This is a genomic window from Amycolatopsis sp. 505 (genome assembly GCF_031625235.1).
Classification (GTDB): domain Bacteria; phylum Actinomycetota; class Actinomycetes; order Mycobacteriales; family Pseudonocardiaceae; genus Amycolatopsis.
In genome coordinates, this window is the sequence record NZ_JACKQP010000009.1 from 233,358 (window position 1) to 248,546 (window position 15,189).

Sequence of the window (15,189 nt, forward strand, 5' to 3'; positions counted from 1 at the left end):
CTTCTCCAGCCCGCGCAGCGCCAGCGCGAGCACCACGAACACGCCGATCAGCAGGACGGCGTAGAGCAAGTCGGCCACAGGCACCTCTCAGGACGGGTCACCGGGTTCGGTGACCGGACGTCGTTCACTCTGCGGCTCCGGGACCTCGGCACGACCCGCGGCTGATGGCGCCTTGACGCGTTCCTGACACGCATTTACGCCGCGTTTATGGCTGGTGGCGGCCATCACGCAAACGTTTGCCGATTAATCACGGTATGCGGTTGGCCAGTGACTCGCGACACAACGCGTGACCGAACAGGTGCGGAACGTGCAATTCGGGCAGACAAGATCTACTGCCCGTGTTACACCTGTGTTACCGATAGTTGTATCGGCTAAGCAAAATCTTGGGAGAGGGGATCACCTATGTGCGGTATCGCCGGCTGGGTTTCCTACGACGCCGACCTCACCCGCCGCCAGGACGTCGTCGACGCGATGACCGCGACCATGTCCTGCCGCGGCCCGGACGACGAGGGCACCTGGGTGCGCCGGCACGTCGCGCTCGGCCACCGGCGGCTGGCCATCATCGACCTGCCCGGCGGCCGGCAGCCGATGTCGGTGTCCACGCCGAACGGCGACGTCGCGATGGTCTACAGCGGTGAGGCCTACAACTTCACCGAGCTGAAGGAAGAGCTGACCAAGCTCGGCCACAAGTGGGAGACCGACAGCGACACCGAAGTGGTGCTGCACGGCTACCTGCAGTGGGGCGACGCGGTCGTCGACCACCTCAACGGCATGTACGCCTTCGCGATCTGGGACGAGCGCGACGACCGGCTCGTCATGATCCGCGACCGGATGGGCATCAAGCCGTTCTACTACTACCCGACCCGCGACGGCGTCCTGTTCGGCTCCGAGCCGAAGGCCATCCTGGCCAACCCGCTGGCCAAGAAGGTCGTCGACCTCGACGGCTTCCGCGAGCTGGCCGGCTTCACCAAGCGGCCGGGCTGGTCGCTGTGGAAGGACATGGAAGAGGTCCAGCCGGGCACGATCGTCACCGTGTCCCGCGAAGGCATCAAGACGCGCACGTACTGGAAGCTGGACGCGAAGCAGCACACCGACGACCAGGAGACCACGGTCGCGCGCGTGCGCGAGCTGATGACCGACATCGTCAACCGCCAGCTCGTCGCCGACGTCCCCCGCTGCGTGCTGCTGTCGGGCGGCCTGGACTCCAGCGCGGTCACCGGTCTCGCGGCCGCGCGGCTGGCGGAGCGGGGCGAGCAGCTGCGGACGTTCTCCGTCGACTTCTTCGGCCAGGAAGAGAACTTCAAGCCGGACGAAATGCGCGACACGGCGGACTCGCCGTTCGTGCGGGACGTCGCTCAGCTGGTGAACTCCGCGCACGAGGACGTCATGCTCAACCCGGGCGACCTGACCGACCCCGAGGTCCGGCGCGCCGTGCTGCGGGCGCGCGACATCCCGGCCGGCCTCGGCGACATGGACACCTCGCTGTACCTGCTGTTCAAGGCGATCCGCGGCCAGTCGACGGTGGCGCTGTCGGGCGAGTCGGCGGACGAGGTGTTCGGCGGGTACCGCTGGTTCCACGACGAGAAGGCGGTCAACGCCGACACGTTCCCGTGGCTGGCGTTCCGGACGTCGATGATGGACGAGCGGGCGTCGCTGTACACGCCGGAGCTGGTGAAGAGCCTGGACGTCGAGTCGTACATCGCGGACCAGTACCAGACCGCGGTCGCTTCGGTGGAGCACCTGGACGGCGAGTCTTCGCAGGAGGCGCGGATGCGGACCATCTGCAACCTGCACCTGACCCGGTTCGTGCGGATGCTGCTCGACCGCAAGGACCGCGCGTCGATGGCGGTGGGCCTGGAGGTCCGCGTGCCGTTCTGCGACCACCGGCTGGTCGAGTACGTGTACAACACGCCGTGGTCGCTGAAGACGTTCGACGGCCGGGAAAAGAGCCTTCTGCGGCACGCGACGAAGCACGTCCTGCCGGAGTCGGTGGCGCAGCGCGTGAAGAGCCCGTACCCGTCGACGCAGGACCCGGGTTACGCGGCGGCGTTGCAGCAACAGGTCAAGGAGGTGCTGGTCGAGCCGAAGCACGAGGTGTTCGGCCTGGTGGACCGCGCCTGGGCGCACCGGGCGTCCGAAGTGGACCCGGCGACCATGGACCCGGCCATGCGCATCGGCCTGGACCGGGTGCTCGACCTGTACCACTGGATCGAGATGTACTCCCCGGAGCTGCAGCTCGGCTGACGCTCGCCACCGGCCGGTCGTGAGTGGGAAGGCGGGTTGGAACCCGCCTTCCCACTCACGACCTGAGCCGGAGTTCCGCGGCGACCTCGTCACCGTCGGTGGTGAGCTCCGCTCCCGTCCCGGCCAGCAGGGCCCGGGCGCCGTGGTTGCCTACCGTCGTCGAGGCTACGAACTTCGCCGCGCCGGACGCCCGGGCCTCGGCCAGCAGCAGCCGGGTGACCTCGCGGCCGATCCCGTGGCCGCGGACCGCACGGCTCAGCCAGAGGCCCGCTTCCACCGCGTCGCCGTGGTGCTCCAGCCGGGCGGCACCCACCGTGGCACCGTCCACGTCGACCACCCAGGTGCGTTCCACCGCGGTGGCGGGGTCCAGGGACCGGCCGCGGTGGAACGCCAGGAACGCCGAGCGGCGCGCGGGGGTCCAGCCGGGGACGTCGTCGACCGGGGGCATGACCTCCAGGGGGTCGGCTCCGGCGACGGCGGCGTCGAGCAGCCGCGCGAGGGCAGGCTCGTCGAGCGGGGTCAAGGTGATCACCCCCCAAGCCTGCCCGGGCGCGCCACCGGATTTCAGCGGCGGATCTCCGTCAGCTCCACCGGACGCCGTTCGCGGCGCGACACCTCGCACGCCTCCGCGATGTAGAACGCCTCCAGGGCATCAGCCGCCCCGCACGGCGAGGGGGCCCGGCCCGCGACGACGTCCAGGAACGCGCGCAGCTCGGTCGTGTACGCCGGCCGGAAGCGCTCCATGAACCCCGGGTACGCCGGCCCCGGCAGCGGGGCCACCCCCGGCTCGACCGACCGCAGCGGCGCCCGGTCGTCCAGGCCGACCACGACACCCGACACCGAGCCCAGCACGTCGAGGCGCACGTCGTACCCCGCGCCGTTGTAACGGGTCATCGACACCGTGGCGAGGGTTCCGTCGTCCAGGGTCAGCGTCGCCGCCGCCGTGTCCACGTCGCCCGCGTCGCGGAAGAACTGCTCGCCGCGGTTCGCGCCGATGGCGTACACCTCTTCGACTTCGCGGCCGCTCACCCAGCGGATGATGTCGAAGTCGTGGACGCCGCAGTCGCGGAACAGCCCGCCCGAGTGGGCCACGTACTCCGCCGGCGGGGGCGCCGGGTCGAACGTCGTCGCGCGCAGCGTGTGCAGCCAGCCCAGCTCGCCCGACGCGACCGCCGCCCTCGCTGCCGCGTAGCCCGCGTCGAAGCGGCGCTGGAAGCCGATCTGGACCCCGACGTCCGACGCGCCGATCCGGTCGATCACCGCCAGCGTGCCCGGGATGTCCGCGGCCACCGGCTTCTCGCAGAACACCGGGATGCCCGCGTCGACCGCCGCGATGATCAGGCCGGGGTGCGCGTCCGTCGCCGCGGTGACGACCAGGCCGTCGAGGCCCGCGGCGAACAGCTCGTCGAGCGCCACCGTTTCGACGCCGAGCTTCGCGGCGGCCGACTGGGCCCGCGCCGGGTCGACGTCGGCCACGACGACCGACTCGACCTCCTCGAAGCCCTTCAGCGTCTCCGCGTGCGCGGTGCCGATCCGGCCGGTGCCCGCCAGTCCCAACCTCATCGTGGTGTTCCTCCTGTCGTCTCGGCGGTGGTCGCCCGGACCACCAGTGACGGGTGCAGCAGGTGCCGGACCGGCTCCGTGCGCTCCCCGCGGATGCGTTCGGCCAGCGCCTCGAAGGCCAGCCGGCCCATCTCGGTGCGTGGCTGGTCCACTGTGGTCAGTGAGAGGTGCCGCAGCGCCGCCAGCGACGTGTTGTCGTAGCCGACGACCGAGACGTCCTCGGGCACGCGCAACCCGGCCTCTTCCAAGGCCGAAATCGCCCCCACGGCGTTGAAGTCGTTGCCCGCCACCAGCCCGGTCGGCAGGTCGGCGCGCGAGTACGTCGCCAGCAGCTCCCGCACCGACTTCTCGCCGCCGGTGTCGGTGTGCTCGCTGCGCACCACGATCGGCTCGAGGCCGTGCCGCCGCATCGCCGCCTGGAACCCGCGCCGGCGCTGCGCCGCACCCGCCGCTCCCCCGCCGTCGAGGTGCGCGATGCGCCGGTGCCCGAGGCCGACGAGGTGGTCGACGGCCAGCCCGGACCCCGCTTCGCCGTCGTCGTTCACCGTGTCCACTGTGGACGATCGGATCGTCCGGGAGACGAGCACCACCGGGCACTGCTTGGCCGCGACCTGGATCGACGCCGCCGGCACGACCGGGGAAAGCAGGATGATCCCCGCCGGGCGGAAGGAAAGCAGGTTGTGCAGGGCGTTCCACTCGCGGGTGGGACTGCGGCCGCCCGTGTTGAGGATGAGGTCGAAGCCCGCGGCCTGCGCGGCCGCGTCGAGCCCCTCGACGACGTCGGCGAAGAACGCGTTGCGCAGGTCGTTGACCATCACGCCGAGCACGGTCGACGTCCGGCTGGCCAGGGACCGCGCCATCACGTGCGGCTGGTAGCCGAGTTCCTCGGCCGCGCGCAGCACCGCCGCGCGCCGGACCTCGGAGACCTTCGGTGAATTGTTCATCACCAGGGAGACCAGCGCGCGGGAAACTCCCGCCCGTTCGGCGACGTCCTCCATGGTCGGACGCACCATGCGCACCTCCCCTGATCTCGGAAAACTCGGCCTTGACTTGCTGTGACGGACGCTACAAGATTGGAGCGCTCTAATCAATAGAGCGCTCCAACGGACCAACGGAGGCCCCTTGTGACAGCGACGATCCGCGTGGCCGCCGCCCCGATCTCCTGGGGTGTCTGCGAAGTCCCCGGCTGGGGCCGGGTGCTGGACGCGGCCACCGTGCTCGGCGAGATGGCGGCCCTCGGCGTCCGGGCCACCGAGCTGGGCCCGCCCGGGTACCTCCCCCGCGAGCCCGCCGCCCTGCGGGAGCTGCTCGCCGGGTACGGCCTGACGCTCGTCGGCGGCTTCCTCGCCGTCGTCCTCCACGAAAACCAGGAGAACGCCCTGAAGGAGGCCGAAGAGTCCGCCGCGCTCTTCGCCGCCTGCGGGGGTGACGTCCTCGTCCTCGCCGCCGCGACCGGCCTCGAAGGCTACGACGACCGCCCGCAGCTGACCGACACCGAATGGGCGACCCTCGTCGACACCGCGGGCCGGATCCGGGACGTCGCCGCCGCCCACGGCCTGCGCACGGTGCTGCACCCGCACGTCGGGACGCACGTGGAGCAGCAGGCCGAGGTCGAGCGCTTCCTCGCCGATTCCGATCTCGGGTTGTGCCTCGACACCGGGCACCTGATGATCGGCGGGACGGATCCGGTGGAGCTGGCGAAGCGGTATCCCGAACGGGTGGGGCACGTGCATCTCAAGGACGTCCGGGAAGACCTGGCGGCCGAGGTCCGCGCGGGCCGGCTGGCCTACACCGACGCGGTCGGGCGGGGCATGTACACCCCGCTCGGCGAGGGCGACGTGGACGTGGCGGCGATGGTGCGCTCCGTCCAGGCCGCCGGCTACGACGGCTGGTACGTCCTCGAACAGGACACCGCCCTCGGCGACTCGAGCCCCGACGACCTGCCCCGGCGGGACACCGGACGCAGCCTGGCCCACCTCGCGAAGATCACCGACTCCCTCTGAACCTGGTCCCAAAGGAGTGACTGTGTTTTCTCTGAAGAAGCTGGCCGGCGTGGCGGCGATCGCCGCCGCCGGTCTCGTCCTGTCCGCCTGCAGCGGCCCCACCGCCGACAATTCCAGCAGCAGCACCAGCGGCAGCCCGTCGGCCGCCGCGCCGAGCACGGGCGGCCCGCTGAAGGTCGCCGTGGTCACCCACGGCAGCGCCGGCGACGCCTTCTGGAACGTCGTGAAGAACGGCGCCGAGCAGGCGGGCAAGGACCTGAACGTCGGCGTCGACTACTTCTCCGACGGCGACCCGGGCAACCAGGCGCGGCTGGTCGACAACGCGGTCGCGCAGAAGGTCGGCGGCCTGGTCGTCTCGATGGCGAACCCGCAGGCCCTGCAGACGTCGATCCAGAACGCGGTGAAGGCCGGCATCCCGGTCATCACCATCAACTCCGGCGAGGACTTCAGCGCCCAGTTCGGCGCGATCGCGCACGTCGGCCAGAGCGAGGGCCTCGCGGGCCAGGGCGCGGGCCAGCGGCTCAAGGCGGCGGGCAAGACGAAGCTGCTGTGCGTCATCCACGAGGCCGGCAACATCGGCCAGAACCAGCGGTGCGACGGCGCGAAGCAGACCTTCGGCAACGTCACCACGCTGCAGGTCGACATCTCCAACCCGACCGACGCGCAGGCCCGCATCCGCGGCGCCCTGCAGTCCGACCCGTCGATCGACGCCGTGCTGGCGCTGAACTCCCAGGTCGCGGCCCGCGCCGTCGCCGCCGCGAAGGAAGCGAGCTCCAAGGCCCAGGTGGCCACCTTCGACCTGAACGCCGACGTCGTCGCGGCCATCAAGGACGGCAGCATCCTCTTCGCCGTCGACCAGCAGCAGTACGAGCAGGGCTACCTGCCGATCGTGTTCCTCAAGCTGTACAAGGAGAACGGCAACACCATCGGCGGCGGCAAGCCCGTCCAGACCGGCCCGGGCTTCGTCGACAAGACCAACATCGACACCATCGCCCCGTACGCGCAGCGCGGCACGCGATGACCGCAGCGATCCAGGCACAACCCGACGAGCGCGTCGCCAAGAAAGGGCTGACCGACCGCCTGGTCGTCCGCCCCGAAATCGGCGCGCTCCTCGGAGCCGTGCTGGTCTTCGTCTTCTTCTCCGTGGTCACCGGCCAGTTCCTCAGCCCGCTGGGCGTGGCGACCTGGCTCGACGACTCCTCGACGCTGGGCATCATGGCCGTGGTGGTCGCGCTGCTCATGGTCGGCGGCGAGTTCGACCTCTCGGCCGGCGTGATGACGGCGTCGACGTCGCTGGTCACCGCGATCCTGGCGACGCAGGCGGGCTGGAACGTCTGGCTCGCGCTCCTGGCGTCGCTGGTCTTCGCGCTCGGCGTCGGCGCGTTCAACGGCTGGCTGGTGATGAAGACCGGGCTGCCCAGCTTCATCGTCACGCTGGGGTCGTTCCTCGCCCTGCAGGGGCTCAACCTCGGCGTGACGCGGCTGGTCACCAACACCGTCCAGGTCTCGGGTATGCGTTCGACCAGCGGGTACGAATCGGCCGGCGGGTTGTTCGCCTCGACGTTCGACATCGGGGGCACCGAGTTCCAGTCGTCGATCGTCTGGTGGATCGTCGTCACGGCGATCGCCGCGTGGCTGCTGGTGCGGACCCGGTTCGGCAACTGGATCTTCGCGGTGGGCGGGTCGCAGGTGTCGGCCCGCTCGGTCGGCGTTCCGGTGGTGCGCACGAAGATCCTGCTGTTCATGGGCACCGCGCTCGGCGCGTGGCTGGTCGGCTCGATCAACATCCTGCGCTTCGCCAGCGTCCAGGCGAACCAGGGCATCGGGCTGGAGTTCCAGTACATCATCGCCGCGGTGATCGGCGGCTGCCTGCTCACCGGCGGGTTCGGCTCGGCGGCGGGCGCGGCGATCGGCGCGCTGATCTTCGGCATGGCGCGGCAGGGCATCGTGTTCGCGCAGTGGAACAGCGACTGGTTCATGCTGTTCCTCGGCGTCATGCTGCTGGCCGCGGTCCTGGTCAACAACGCCTTCCGGCGCCGCGCGGAGAGGGTACGCCGATGAGCCTGCTCGAAGTTCGCGAGATCGGGAAGACCTACGGCAGCGTGATCGCGCTGCGCGATGTGTCCACTGTGGTCAACGCCGGCGAGGTCACCTGCGTGCTCGGCGACAACGGCGCCGGGAAGTCCACGCTGATCAAGATCCTGGCCGGCGTGCACCAGCACGATCGCGGCGAGTTCCTCGTCGAGGGCGAGCCGGTGCGGTTCTCGTCGCCGCGCGAGGCCCTCGATCGCGGCATCGCGACCGTGTACCAGGACCTCGCCGTGGTGCCGCTGATGAGCGTCTGGCGGAACTTCTTCCTCGGCTCCGAGCCGACGACCGGGTTCGGGCCGTTCAAGATGCTCGACCGGAAGAAGGGCCGCGAGACGACCAAGAAGGCGTTGTCCGACATGGGCATCGACCTGCGGGACGTCGAGCAGCCGGTCGGGACGCTCTCGGGTGGTGAACGCCAGTGCGTCGCGATCGCGCGGGCGGTGTACTTCGGCGCGAAGGTGCTGATCCTCGACGAGCCGACGGCCGCGCTCGGTGTCAAGCAGGCCGGCGTGGTGCTGAAGTACGTCGCCCAGGCGCGGGACCGCGGGCTCGGCGTCGTGCTCATCACGCACAACCCGCACCACGCCTACCCGGTGGCCGACCGGTTCCTGCTGCTCAAGCGGGGTGCCGCGCTCGGGCACTACGAGAAGTCCGAGATCGACATCGGCGAGCTGACCCGGCAGATGGCGGGCGGTGCCGAACTGGAGGCCCTGGAACACGAGCTTCGGCAGGTGGAAAAGGCGTGACGCCCGCCGACGCACTCTTTCCCGCGGAGGCGGCATGACCATCGAGGCGTTGACGATCGGCCGGGTCGGGGTGGACCTCTACCCGGAGCAGAGCGGCGTTCCGCTGGCGGGGGTCCGCACGTTCGCCAAGTCGCTCGGCGGGACCGCGACCAACGTCGCGGTCGCCGCCGCGCGGCTCGGCCGGCGCACGGCGGTGCTCACCAAGGTCGGCCCGGACGGCTTCGGCGACTACGTCCGGCAGGCCCTCGACGGCTTCGGCGTCTCGCCGGACTTCGTGGGCACCTCGCCGGACCTGCAGACGCCGGTGGTGTTCTGCGAGCTGAACCCGCCCGCGGACCCGCCGCTGCTGTTCTACCGCTCCCCGATCGCCCCCGACCTCACGCTGACCGACGACGACGTGCCCTGGGACGTCGTCGAGTCGGTGCCGCTGCTGTGGGTGACCGGCACCGGTGTCTCCGTGGAACCCGCGCGGGCGACCCAGCGGAGGATCCTCGAAGCCCGCGGGCGGCGGGAGCACACCGTCCTGGACCTGGACTACCGGCCGATGTTCTGGCCGTCGGTGGAGCAGGCGCGGGCCGAGATCGGCGGGCTGCTCGACCACGTCACGGTCGCGGTCGGCAACCGGGCCGAGGTGGAGGTCGCCGTCGGCACCGCGGACCCGGACACGGCCGCGGACCGGCTGCTGGAACGCGGTCTCCGGCTCGCGGTGATCAAGAAGGGCGCCGAAGGTGTGCTGGTGGCGACGCCGGACGGCCGCTGGACGGTGCCGCCGCAGCGCGTCGAGGTCGTCTGCGGCCTCGGTGCGGGTGACGGCTTCGGCGGCGCGCTGATCCACGGGCTGCTGTCGGGCTGGGACCCGGTGCGGATCGCGGAGTACGCGAACGCCGCGGGCGCGCTCGTCGCGTCCCGCCTGGCCTGCGCCGACGCCATGCCGACCGCCGGGGAGATCGAGGAGCTGCTGTGATCCTCACCGACGAGCGCTGGAGGGAGCTCCTGCACGTCCGCGCCACGAACCCGGGCGCGGTCCGGCAGGCGTACGCGACCCGCAGGCGGCGGTCCCGGCTGGTGTCCGACCAGGGCACGCTGTTCCTGGTCGCCGCCGACCAGGCGGCCGGTGAGGGCCGGCGGACGCTCCTGGAACGGCTGCTCGTCGCGCTGGCGAACCCGGCGGTCGACGGCGTCCTCGGCACCCCGGACATCGTCGAGGAGCTTCTGCTGCTCGGCGCACTGCACGACAAGGTCGTCTTCGGGACGATGAACCCCGACGGCGGGTTCACCGGCTACGACGCCCGGACGCTGGTCGACTGCGGGCTCGACGGCGGCGAGCTGCTGCTGCCGGGCCCGGCCCGGCAGGCCTGCGCCGACGCGGTCACCGAGCTGGCCGCGTACGGTCTGGTCGCCCTGATCGAGCTGCCGGAGGCCCTGGCGCCGTCGGTCACTCGCGCGTCCGCCCTCGGGACGACGTCGGCGTACACCTGGCTGAAGCTGCCGGCCACCGCGTCGCCCGCCGTCCTGGACGCCACGACGCTGCCGGTGCTGCTCGGCGGCCTGCCACCGGACCGGACGCTGTCGCACGGGGTCGTCCGCGGCCTGGTCATGAACCCTGCGGGAAATGTCGAAGCCGCCGCGAAAGCTCTGGAGGCCGCGAAGTGAGCAAGCTGCACCGTCCACTCGGGACACTGTCCGACGCCGCCGACCCGGTCCGGCTGACCCCGGACACCGCGGGGTGGCGGTACTCCGGCCTGCGCGTGCTCTCCCTGGCCCCCGGCGAGACGCGCGTCCTGCACACCGGCGAGTTCGAGGCCTTCGTGCTGCCGCTTTCGGGGTCGGCGACCGTCCGGGTGGACGGCGAGGTCTTCGCACTGCGCGGCCGCGACTCGGTCTTCACGCGGGTGACGGACTTCGCGTACGTACCCCGGGACGCCGAAGTCGAGTTGTCGGCAAAAGGCGGCTTGGAGGTCGCGCTGCCGATGGCGCGCTGCACCCGCCGTCTGTCCCCTGCGTATGGTCCCGCGGAGAACGTGCCGGTGGAGGTGCGCGGCGCCGGGCAGGCGACGCGGCAGGTGACCAACTTCGGCGTGCCCGGGGTGTGGGACCACGCCGACAAGCTGAACGCGTGCGAGCTGATCACGCCCGGCGGCAACTGGTCGTCCTACCCGCCGCACAAGCACGACGAAGCGACCGAGTGCGAGGTCGTCAACGAGGAGATCTACTACTTCCGCATCGCCGGCCGCGACGGCGTGACACCGTCCCGCGAAGGCTTCGGCCTGCACCGGACGTACACGAGCGACGGCGAGCTGGACGAGGACGTGGCGGTGCGCGACCACGACGTCTTCCTCATCCCGCGCGGCTACCACGGGCCGTGCGTGGCCGCGCCGGGTTACCCGATGTACTACCTGAACGTCCTGGCCGGGCCGGCCGACGAGCGGTCCATGGCGTTCTGCGACGACCCCGCGCACGGCTGGGTCCGCGACACCTGGGCGACGCAGGACCTCGACCCGCGTTGTCCCGTCACGAGTCACGAAGGGCGTGTTCAGTGAAGCTGACGACGGCTCAGGCGCTGATCCGCTGGATCCTCGCCCAGCGCTCGGAAACCCTCGACGGCCGCGAGGTCCCGCTGTTCCCCGGCGTGTTCGCGATCTTCGGGCACGGCAACGTCCTCGGCCTCGGCACCGCGCTGGAGGAACACCGCGGAGACCTCCCGGTCTGGCGCGGGCACACCGAGCAGGGCATGGCGCTGGCCGCGGTCGGGTACGCGAAGGCCACGCACCGGCGGCAGGTCGGGGTCGTGACGTCGTCGATCGGGCCGGGCGCGCTGAACATGGTCACCGCGGCCGGCGTCGCCCACGCGAACCGGCTGCCGGTGCTGCTGCTGCCGGGCGACACGTTCACCAACCGGGCGCCGGACCCGGTGCTGCAGCAGATCGAGCCGTTCGGCGACGCGACCGCGACGGTCAACGACGCCTTCCGCGCGGTCTCGCGCTACTTCGACCGGATCACCCGGCCCGAGCAGCTGCTCTCGACGTTGCCACAGGTCGCCCGGGTGCTCACCGACCCGGCCGACGCCGGGCCGGTCACCCTGGCGCTGCCGCAGGACGTCCAGGCCGAGACGTACGACTTCCCGGACGCGCTGTTCGAGCCGGTCACGCACCGCCCGCTGCGCCCGCGCCCGGACCGGCGTGCGGTCACCGAGGCGGCCGGGGTCCTGCGTGCGTCCCACCGCCCGCTGCTGGTGCTCGGCGGCGGCGTCCGGTACTCCGGGGCCGGGCAGCGCGCGCTCGAGTTCGCCGAACGGCACGGGATCCCGCTCGTGGAGACGACAGCGGGCCGCACCCTGGTGCCGCACGAGCACCCGCTGCACGCCGGCCCGCTGGGCATCACCGGCTCGACGTCGGCGAACGTCGTCGCGGCGGCCGCCGACGTCGTGCTCGCGGTCGGCACGCGGCTGCAGGACTTCACGACGGCGTCCTGGACGGTCTTCTCCCCCGGCGTCCGGCTGGTGTCGCTCAACGCGGCCCGGTTCGACGCGGTGAAGCACGGTGCCCTGTCGGTGGTCGGGGACGCCGACGCGGGCCTGGCCGACCTCGCCGCCCAGCTGGAGAGCTGGCGGGTGGACTCGTCGTGGACGTCGCGGGCCGCGGCCGAACGCGCTTCCTGGGACGAGCACATCGACGCGCTGCGCTCCCCTTCGGGCGAGCTGCCGTCGTACGCGCAGGTGGTCGGCGTCGTGAACGCGCTGTCGGAGGAGCACGACTACGTCATGACGGCGTCGGGCGGGCTGCCGGGCGAGCTGATCGGCGGCTGGCGCGGCTCCGGCGCGGTCTCGATGGACGTCGAGTACGGGTTCTCCTGCATGGGTTACGAGCTGTCCGGTGCGTGGGGCGCGGCGATCGCCCACCAGGGCCTGGTGACGACGCTGCTGGGTGACGGCTCGTACCTGATGCTGAACTCGGAACTGTTCTCGGCCGCGTTCGCGGGCCATCCGTTCGTCGCGGTGGTGTGCGACAACGACGGGTACGCCGTCATCGCGCGGCTTCAGGAGGGTCAGGGCGGGAAGCCGTTCAACAACTTCTACGCCGACTGCACGACTTCGCACGCTTCGCCGCCGCGGGTCGACTTCGCACGCCATGCGGAGTCACTGGGCTGCGTGGTGTTCACGGCGTCCACTGTGGACTCCCTCCGGGAGGCGTACGCGTCGGCTCGCGAAGCGGCCGTCTCGGAACGGCGGCCGGCCGTCGTCGTGGTGAAGACGCAGCCGTCGACGTGGACCGAAGCCGGGGCCTGGTGGGAGGTCGGCGTGCCCGAGCACCTGGCCGGGCGGGAGGGCTACGAGCGCGGGAAGGGCGGCCAGGTGCGTTACCTCGGGTCCTGAGTGACGGCCGGCGAGACCGCCCCGGCGACCAGTTGCCGGGGCGCGCCGGAGCCGTCGGCCGGCAGCGCCCAAGTGGCGTTGTCGAGCCCGTAGAGGATCGTGCGGTCGTCCTGCCAGAGGGCCTGGTCGTCGACGCTGCGGATCTCGGCGAGCTCGGTCTCCTTCAGGCTCGCTAGGTCCAGCACCGACAGCCGCCAGACGCCGTCGCCGACCTTCTTCTTGAAGGCGACCCGCTTGCCGTCCGGGGACAGCGACGGGCATTCCACGTTCTCGCGGAGAGTCTTGCCCCGGTAGCGCCCGTAATCGGCCTCGACGAGGTACGTCTTGCCTTTGCTGCCGAGGGTGGCGTAGAAGCGGTTGCCGTCGGGGGCGAAGGTGATGCCCCAGTAGTTGACGTCGGCCGCGAAGTAGCGTTCGCCGTCCTTGAAGACCGGCAGTTCCTCGATCGTCTTGACCAGCCGTCCGGTCTCGACGTCGTAGAGCCCGGCGCGGGTGGAGAAGCCGGTCTGGGCGTAGGAGTCGCCCGTGACGAACAGCGTCCAGTAGACGTGTTTGCCGTCCGGGGAGACGCGCGCGCGGCTCGGCGTGCCGGGCAGGGTTTCGGTGTGGCGGACGGCGAGGTGGTCGTCGAGCACGAGGACGTCGGTGATCGCCGGGAGCGTGCCGGGCCGGACAGCCAGGCACACCGCCGTCTGCCCGGCCACCGCGAACCGGTCGCACTTCAGGCCGCTGAGCTGCGGTTTTGCCGTGGTTTCGGCGAGCGGGACGGCGCCGACGCGGCCGGTGGCCGTGTCGCGGAAGAACAACTGGCCGGGGGCGAGGGTCAACGCGGCCGCGGGTTCGGCGGCCGCGGTGTCGTGCCGCGCGCTGAGCGTGTACGTGACGGCGGCGGCCACGAGGAGGGCCGTGCCGGTGAGGGCGAGGACGAGTTTCTTCACGGGCGCACCGGTTTCGCGAAGGCGGCGGCGAGGGCGACGACGGCCAGGCAGGCCGCGGCGACGAGCACCGCGGGCCGCAGGTCCCACAGCGTCCACGCCAGTCCGAACAGGACGGAGGAGAGCATCCGGGCCGCGGCCTGGCCCGTCTGCACCACGGCCAGCCCGGTCGCGCGCAGGCCGGCCGGGATGAGCGGGCCGGCGGCGGCCATCAGGACGCCGTCGGTGGCCGCGTAGAACACGCCGTGCAGGCCGAGCGCGACCACGGGGAGCACCGCGTAGACCGGGCCGCAGAGCAGCACCAGGGCCAGGCACAGGGCCACGTGCCCGCCCAGGAACACCGGCCAGCGGCCGACGCGGTCGGCGAGCTTGCCGAGCGGGACGGCCAGCAGGAGGTAGACCCCGGCGGTGCCCAGCGGCAGCAGCGGGAAGTACGTCGCCGCGATCTCCCAGCGCCGCTGCAGGACGAGGTAGACGAACGAGTCGCCGACCGTCACCAGGCCCAGCAGCGCCGCCCAGAGCGCGACGCGCCGGAAGTCCTGCTGCTTCAACAGGCCGAAGGCGGCTCGGGCGGACACCGCCGTGCGGTCGACCGCGCCGGGCCTGTCGCGGACGAACAGCGCCAGCAGCAGCAAGGCGATGGCCGCGATGCAGAAGCTGGTGAAGAACACGCTGGTGTAGCTGCCGAGGCTGACGGCGAGCACGGCCATGGCCACCAGCGGGCCGAGGAACGCGCCGACGGTGTCCATCGCCCGGTGCACGCCGAACGACCGGCCGAGGGTCGCCGGCTCGCTGGACAGCGAGATGAGCGCGTCGCGCGGGCCGGTGCGCAGTCCCTTGCCGGTGCGGTCGGCGGCGAGGACCAGGCCGATGGCCGCGACCGACGAACCGGCGGCGACCAGGCCGAGCTTGCACACCGCGGACAAGCCGTACCCGAACCCGGCGACCGCCTTGAGCCGCCGCCACCGGTCGGCGAGGTGCCCGCCGAGCACCCGCACGACCGCGGTTGCGCCGGCGTAGAGCCCGTCGAGCAGCCCGAACTGCAGCGGGTTGAGGCCGAGGCCGAGCACCAGGTAGAGCGGGAGGACGGCGGTGACCATCTCCGAGGAGACGTCGGTGACCAGGCTGACCACCCCCAGTGCCACCACGTTGGCGGACACCCGCTTCAGCGCCGGTTTCCGGTCGGTTCCCGACGCCAGGTCCGAGGTACGGCTTGCCGCGATGTACATGGCCGG

The 15,189-nt window shown here is 71.6% G+C and carries 14 protein-coding genes; 9 read left to right on the top strand and 5 right to left on the bottom strand.

What is annotated here, in order from left to right; translation table 11 throughout:
- Positions 1 to 402: 402 nt before the first annotated feature.
- Entirely contained in the window at positions 403 to 2,244 is a 1,842-nt protein-coding gene (asnB, locus tag H5965_RS31970) for an asparagine synthase (glutamine-hydrolyzing) (RefSeq protein ID WP_310974500.1), read from the top strand.
- Between the two features lie 55 nt (positions 2,245 to 2,299).
- On the opposite strand, the gene H5965_RS31975 is transcribed toward asnB, so the two are convergent.
- From H5965_RS31975 to H5965_RS31985, 3 genes are read right to left on the bottom strand one after another with little or no spacing between them, the layout of a single operon-like run.
- Positions 2,300 to 2,776 carry a GNAT family N-acetyltransferase gene (locus H5965_RS31975; protein WP_310974501.1) on the bottom strand — a complete coding sequence of 159 codons (477 nt, stop codon included), beginning with the start codon at positions 2,774 to 2,776 and terminating at the stop codon, positions 2,300 to 2,302.
- 32 nt (positions 2,777 to 2,808) lie between these two features.
- Positions 2,809 to 3,807 (bottom strand): Gfo/Idh/MocA family oxidoreductase, encoded by a 999-nt coding sequence (locus H5965_RS31980; RefSeq protein ID WP_310974502.1) that lies wholly within the window; start codon positions 3,805 to 3,807, stop codon positions 2,809 to 2,811.
- Positions 3,804 to 4,820, bottom strand: coding sequence for a LacI family DNA-binding transcriptional regulator (locus H5965_RS31985; RefSeq protein ID WP_310974503.1), 1,017 nt, complete (start codon positions 4,818 to 4,820; stop codon positions 3,804 to 3,806). Before H5965_RS31985 ends, H5965_RS31980 begins: the two co-directional genes overlap by 4 nt.
- 111 nt (positions 4,821 to 4,931) lie before the next feature.
- Between H5965_RS31985 and H5965_RS31990 the strand changes: the two genes are divergently transcribed.
- Genes H5965_RS31990 through iolD form a run of 8 tightly spaced genes read left to right on the top strand, consistent with a single transcriptional unit; the run spans position 4,932 to position 13,019 of the window.
- The gene (locus H5965_RS31990) at positions 4,932 to 5,810 is read left to right on the top strand and encodes a TIM barrel protein (protein ID WP_310974504.1); all 879 of its coding nucleotides are present in this window, start codon (positions 4,932 to 4,934) and stop codon (positions 5,808 to 5,810) included.
- A gap of 22 nt (positions 5,811 to 5,832) precedes the next feature.
- Complete coding sequence (locus H5965_RS31995; protein ID WP_310974505.1) at positions 5,833 to 6,831, top strand: sugar ABC transporter substrate-binding protein; 999 nt, start codon at positions 5,833 to 5,835, stop codon at positions 6,829 to 6,831.
- Positions 6,828 to 7,871, top strand: coding sequence for an ABC transporter permease (locus H5965_RS32000; protein ID WP_310974507.1), 1,044 nt, complete (start codon positions 6,828 to 6,830; stop codon positions 7,869 to 7,871). Before H5965_RS31995 ends, H5965_RS32000 begins: the two co-directional genes overlap by 4 nt.
- The gene (locus tag H5965_RS32005; RefSeq protein ID WP_310974508.1) at positions 7,868 to 8,647 is read left to right on the top strand and encodes an ATP-binding cassette domain-containing protein; all 780 of its coding nucleotides are present in this window, start codon (positions 7,868 to 7,870) and stop codon (positions 8,645 to 8,647) included. The genes H5965_RS32000 and H5965_RS32005 overlap by 4 nt, the downstream gene beginning before the upstream one ends.
- A gap of 34 nt (positions 8,648 to 8,681) precedes the next feature.
- Entirely contained in the window at positions 8,682 to 9,611 is a 930-nt protein-coding gene (iolC, locus tag H5965_RS32010; protein ID WP_310974509.1) for a 5-dehydro-2-deoxygluconokinase, read from the top strand.
- Positions 9,608 to 10,300, top strand: coding sequence for an aldolase (locus H5965_RS32015; RefSeq protein ID WP_310974510.1), 693 nt, complete (start codon positions 9,608 to 9,610; stop codon positions 10,298 to 10,300). The genes iolC and H5965_RS32015 overlap by 4 nt, the downstream gene beginning before the upstream one ends.
- Positions 10,297 to 11,187, top strand: coding sequence for a 5-deoxy-glucuronate isomerase (gene iolB, locus H5965_RS32020; RefSeq protein ID WP_310974511.1), 891 nt, complete (start codon positions 10,297 to 10,299; stop codon positions 11,185 to 11,187). The genes H5965_RS32015 and iolB overlap by 4 nt, the downstream gene beginning before the upstream one ends.
- Positions 11,184 to 13,019 (top strand): 3D-(3,5/4)-trihydroxycyclohexane-1,2-dione acylhydrolase (decyclizing), encoded by a 1,836-nt coding sequence (gene iolD / locus H5965_RS32025; RefSeq protein WP_310974512.1) that lies wholly within the window; start codon positions 11,184 to 11,186, stop codon positions 13,017 to 13,019. The genes iolB and iolD overlap by 4 nt, the downstream gene beginning before the upstream one ends.
- Here the strand turns inward: iolD and H5965_RS32030 are convergent.
- A complete protein-coding gene (locus H5965_RS32030; protein ID WP_310974513.1) occupies positions 13,004 to 13,957 on the bottom strand; it encodes a hypothetical protein in 954 nt (317 codons plus the stop codon). The genes iolD and H5965_RS32030 overlap by 16 nt on opposite strands.
- Positions 13,954 to 15,183, bottom strand: a complete 1,230-nt coding sequence (locus H5965_RS32035) for an MFS transporter (protein WP_310974514.1) — start codon at positions 15,181 to 15,183, stop codon at positions 13,954 to 13,956. The genes H5965_RS32030 and H5965_RS32035 overlap by 4 nt, the downstream gene beginning before the upstream one ends.
- Positions 15,184 to 15,189 lie beyond the last annotated feature (6 nt).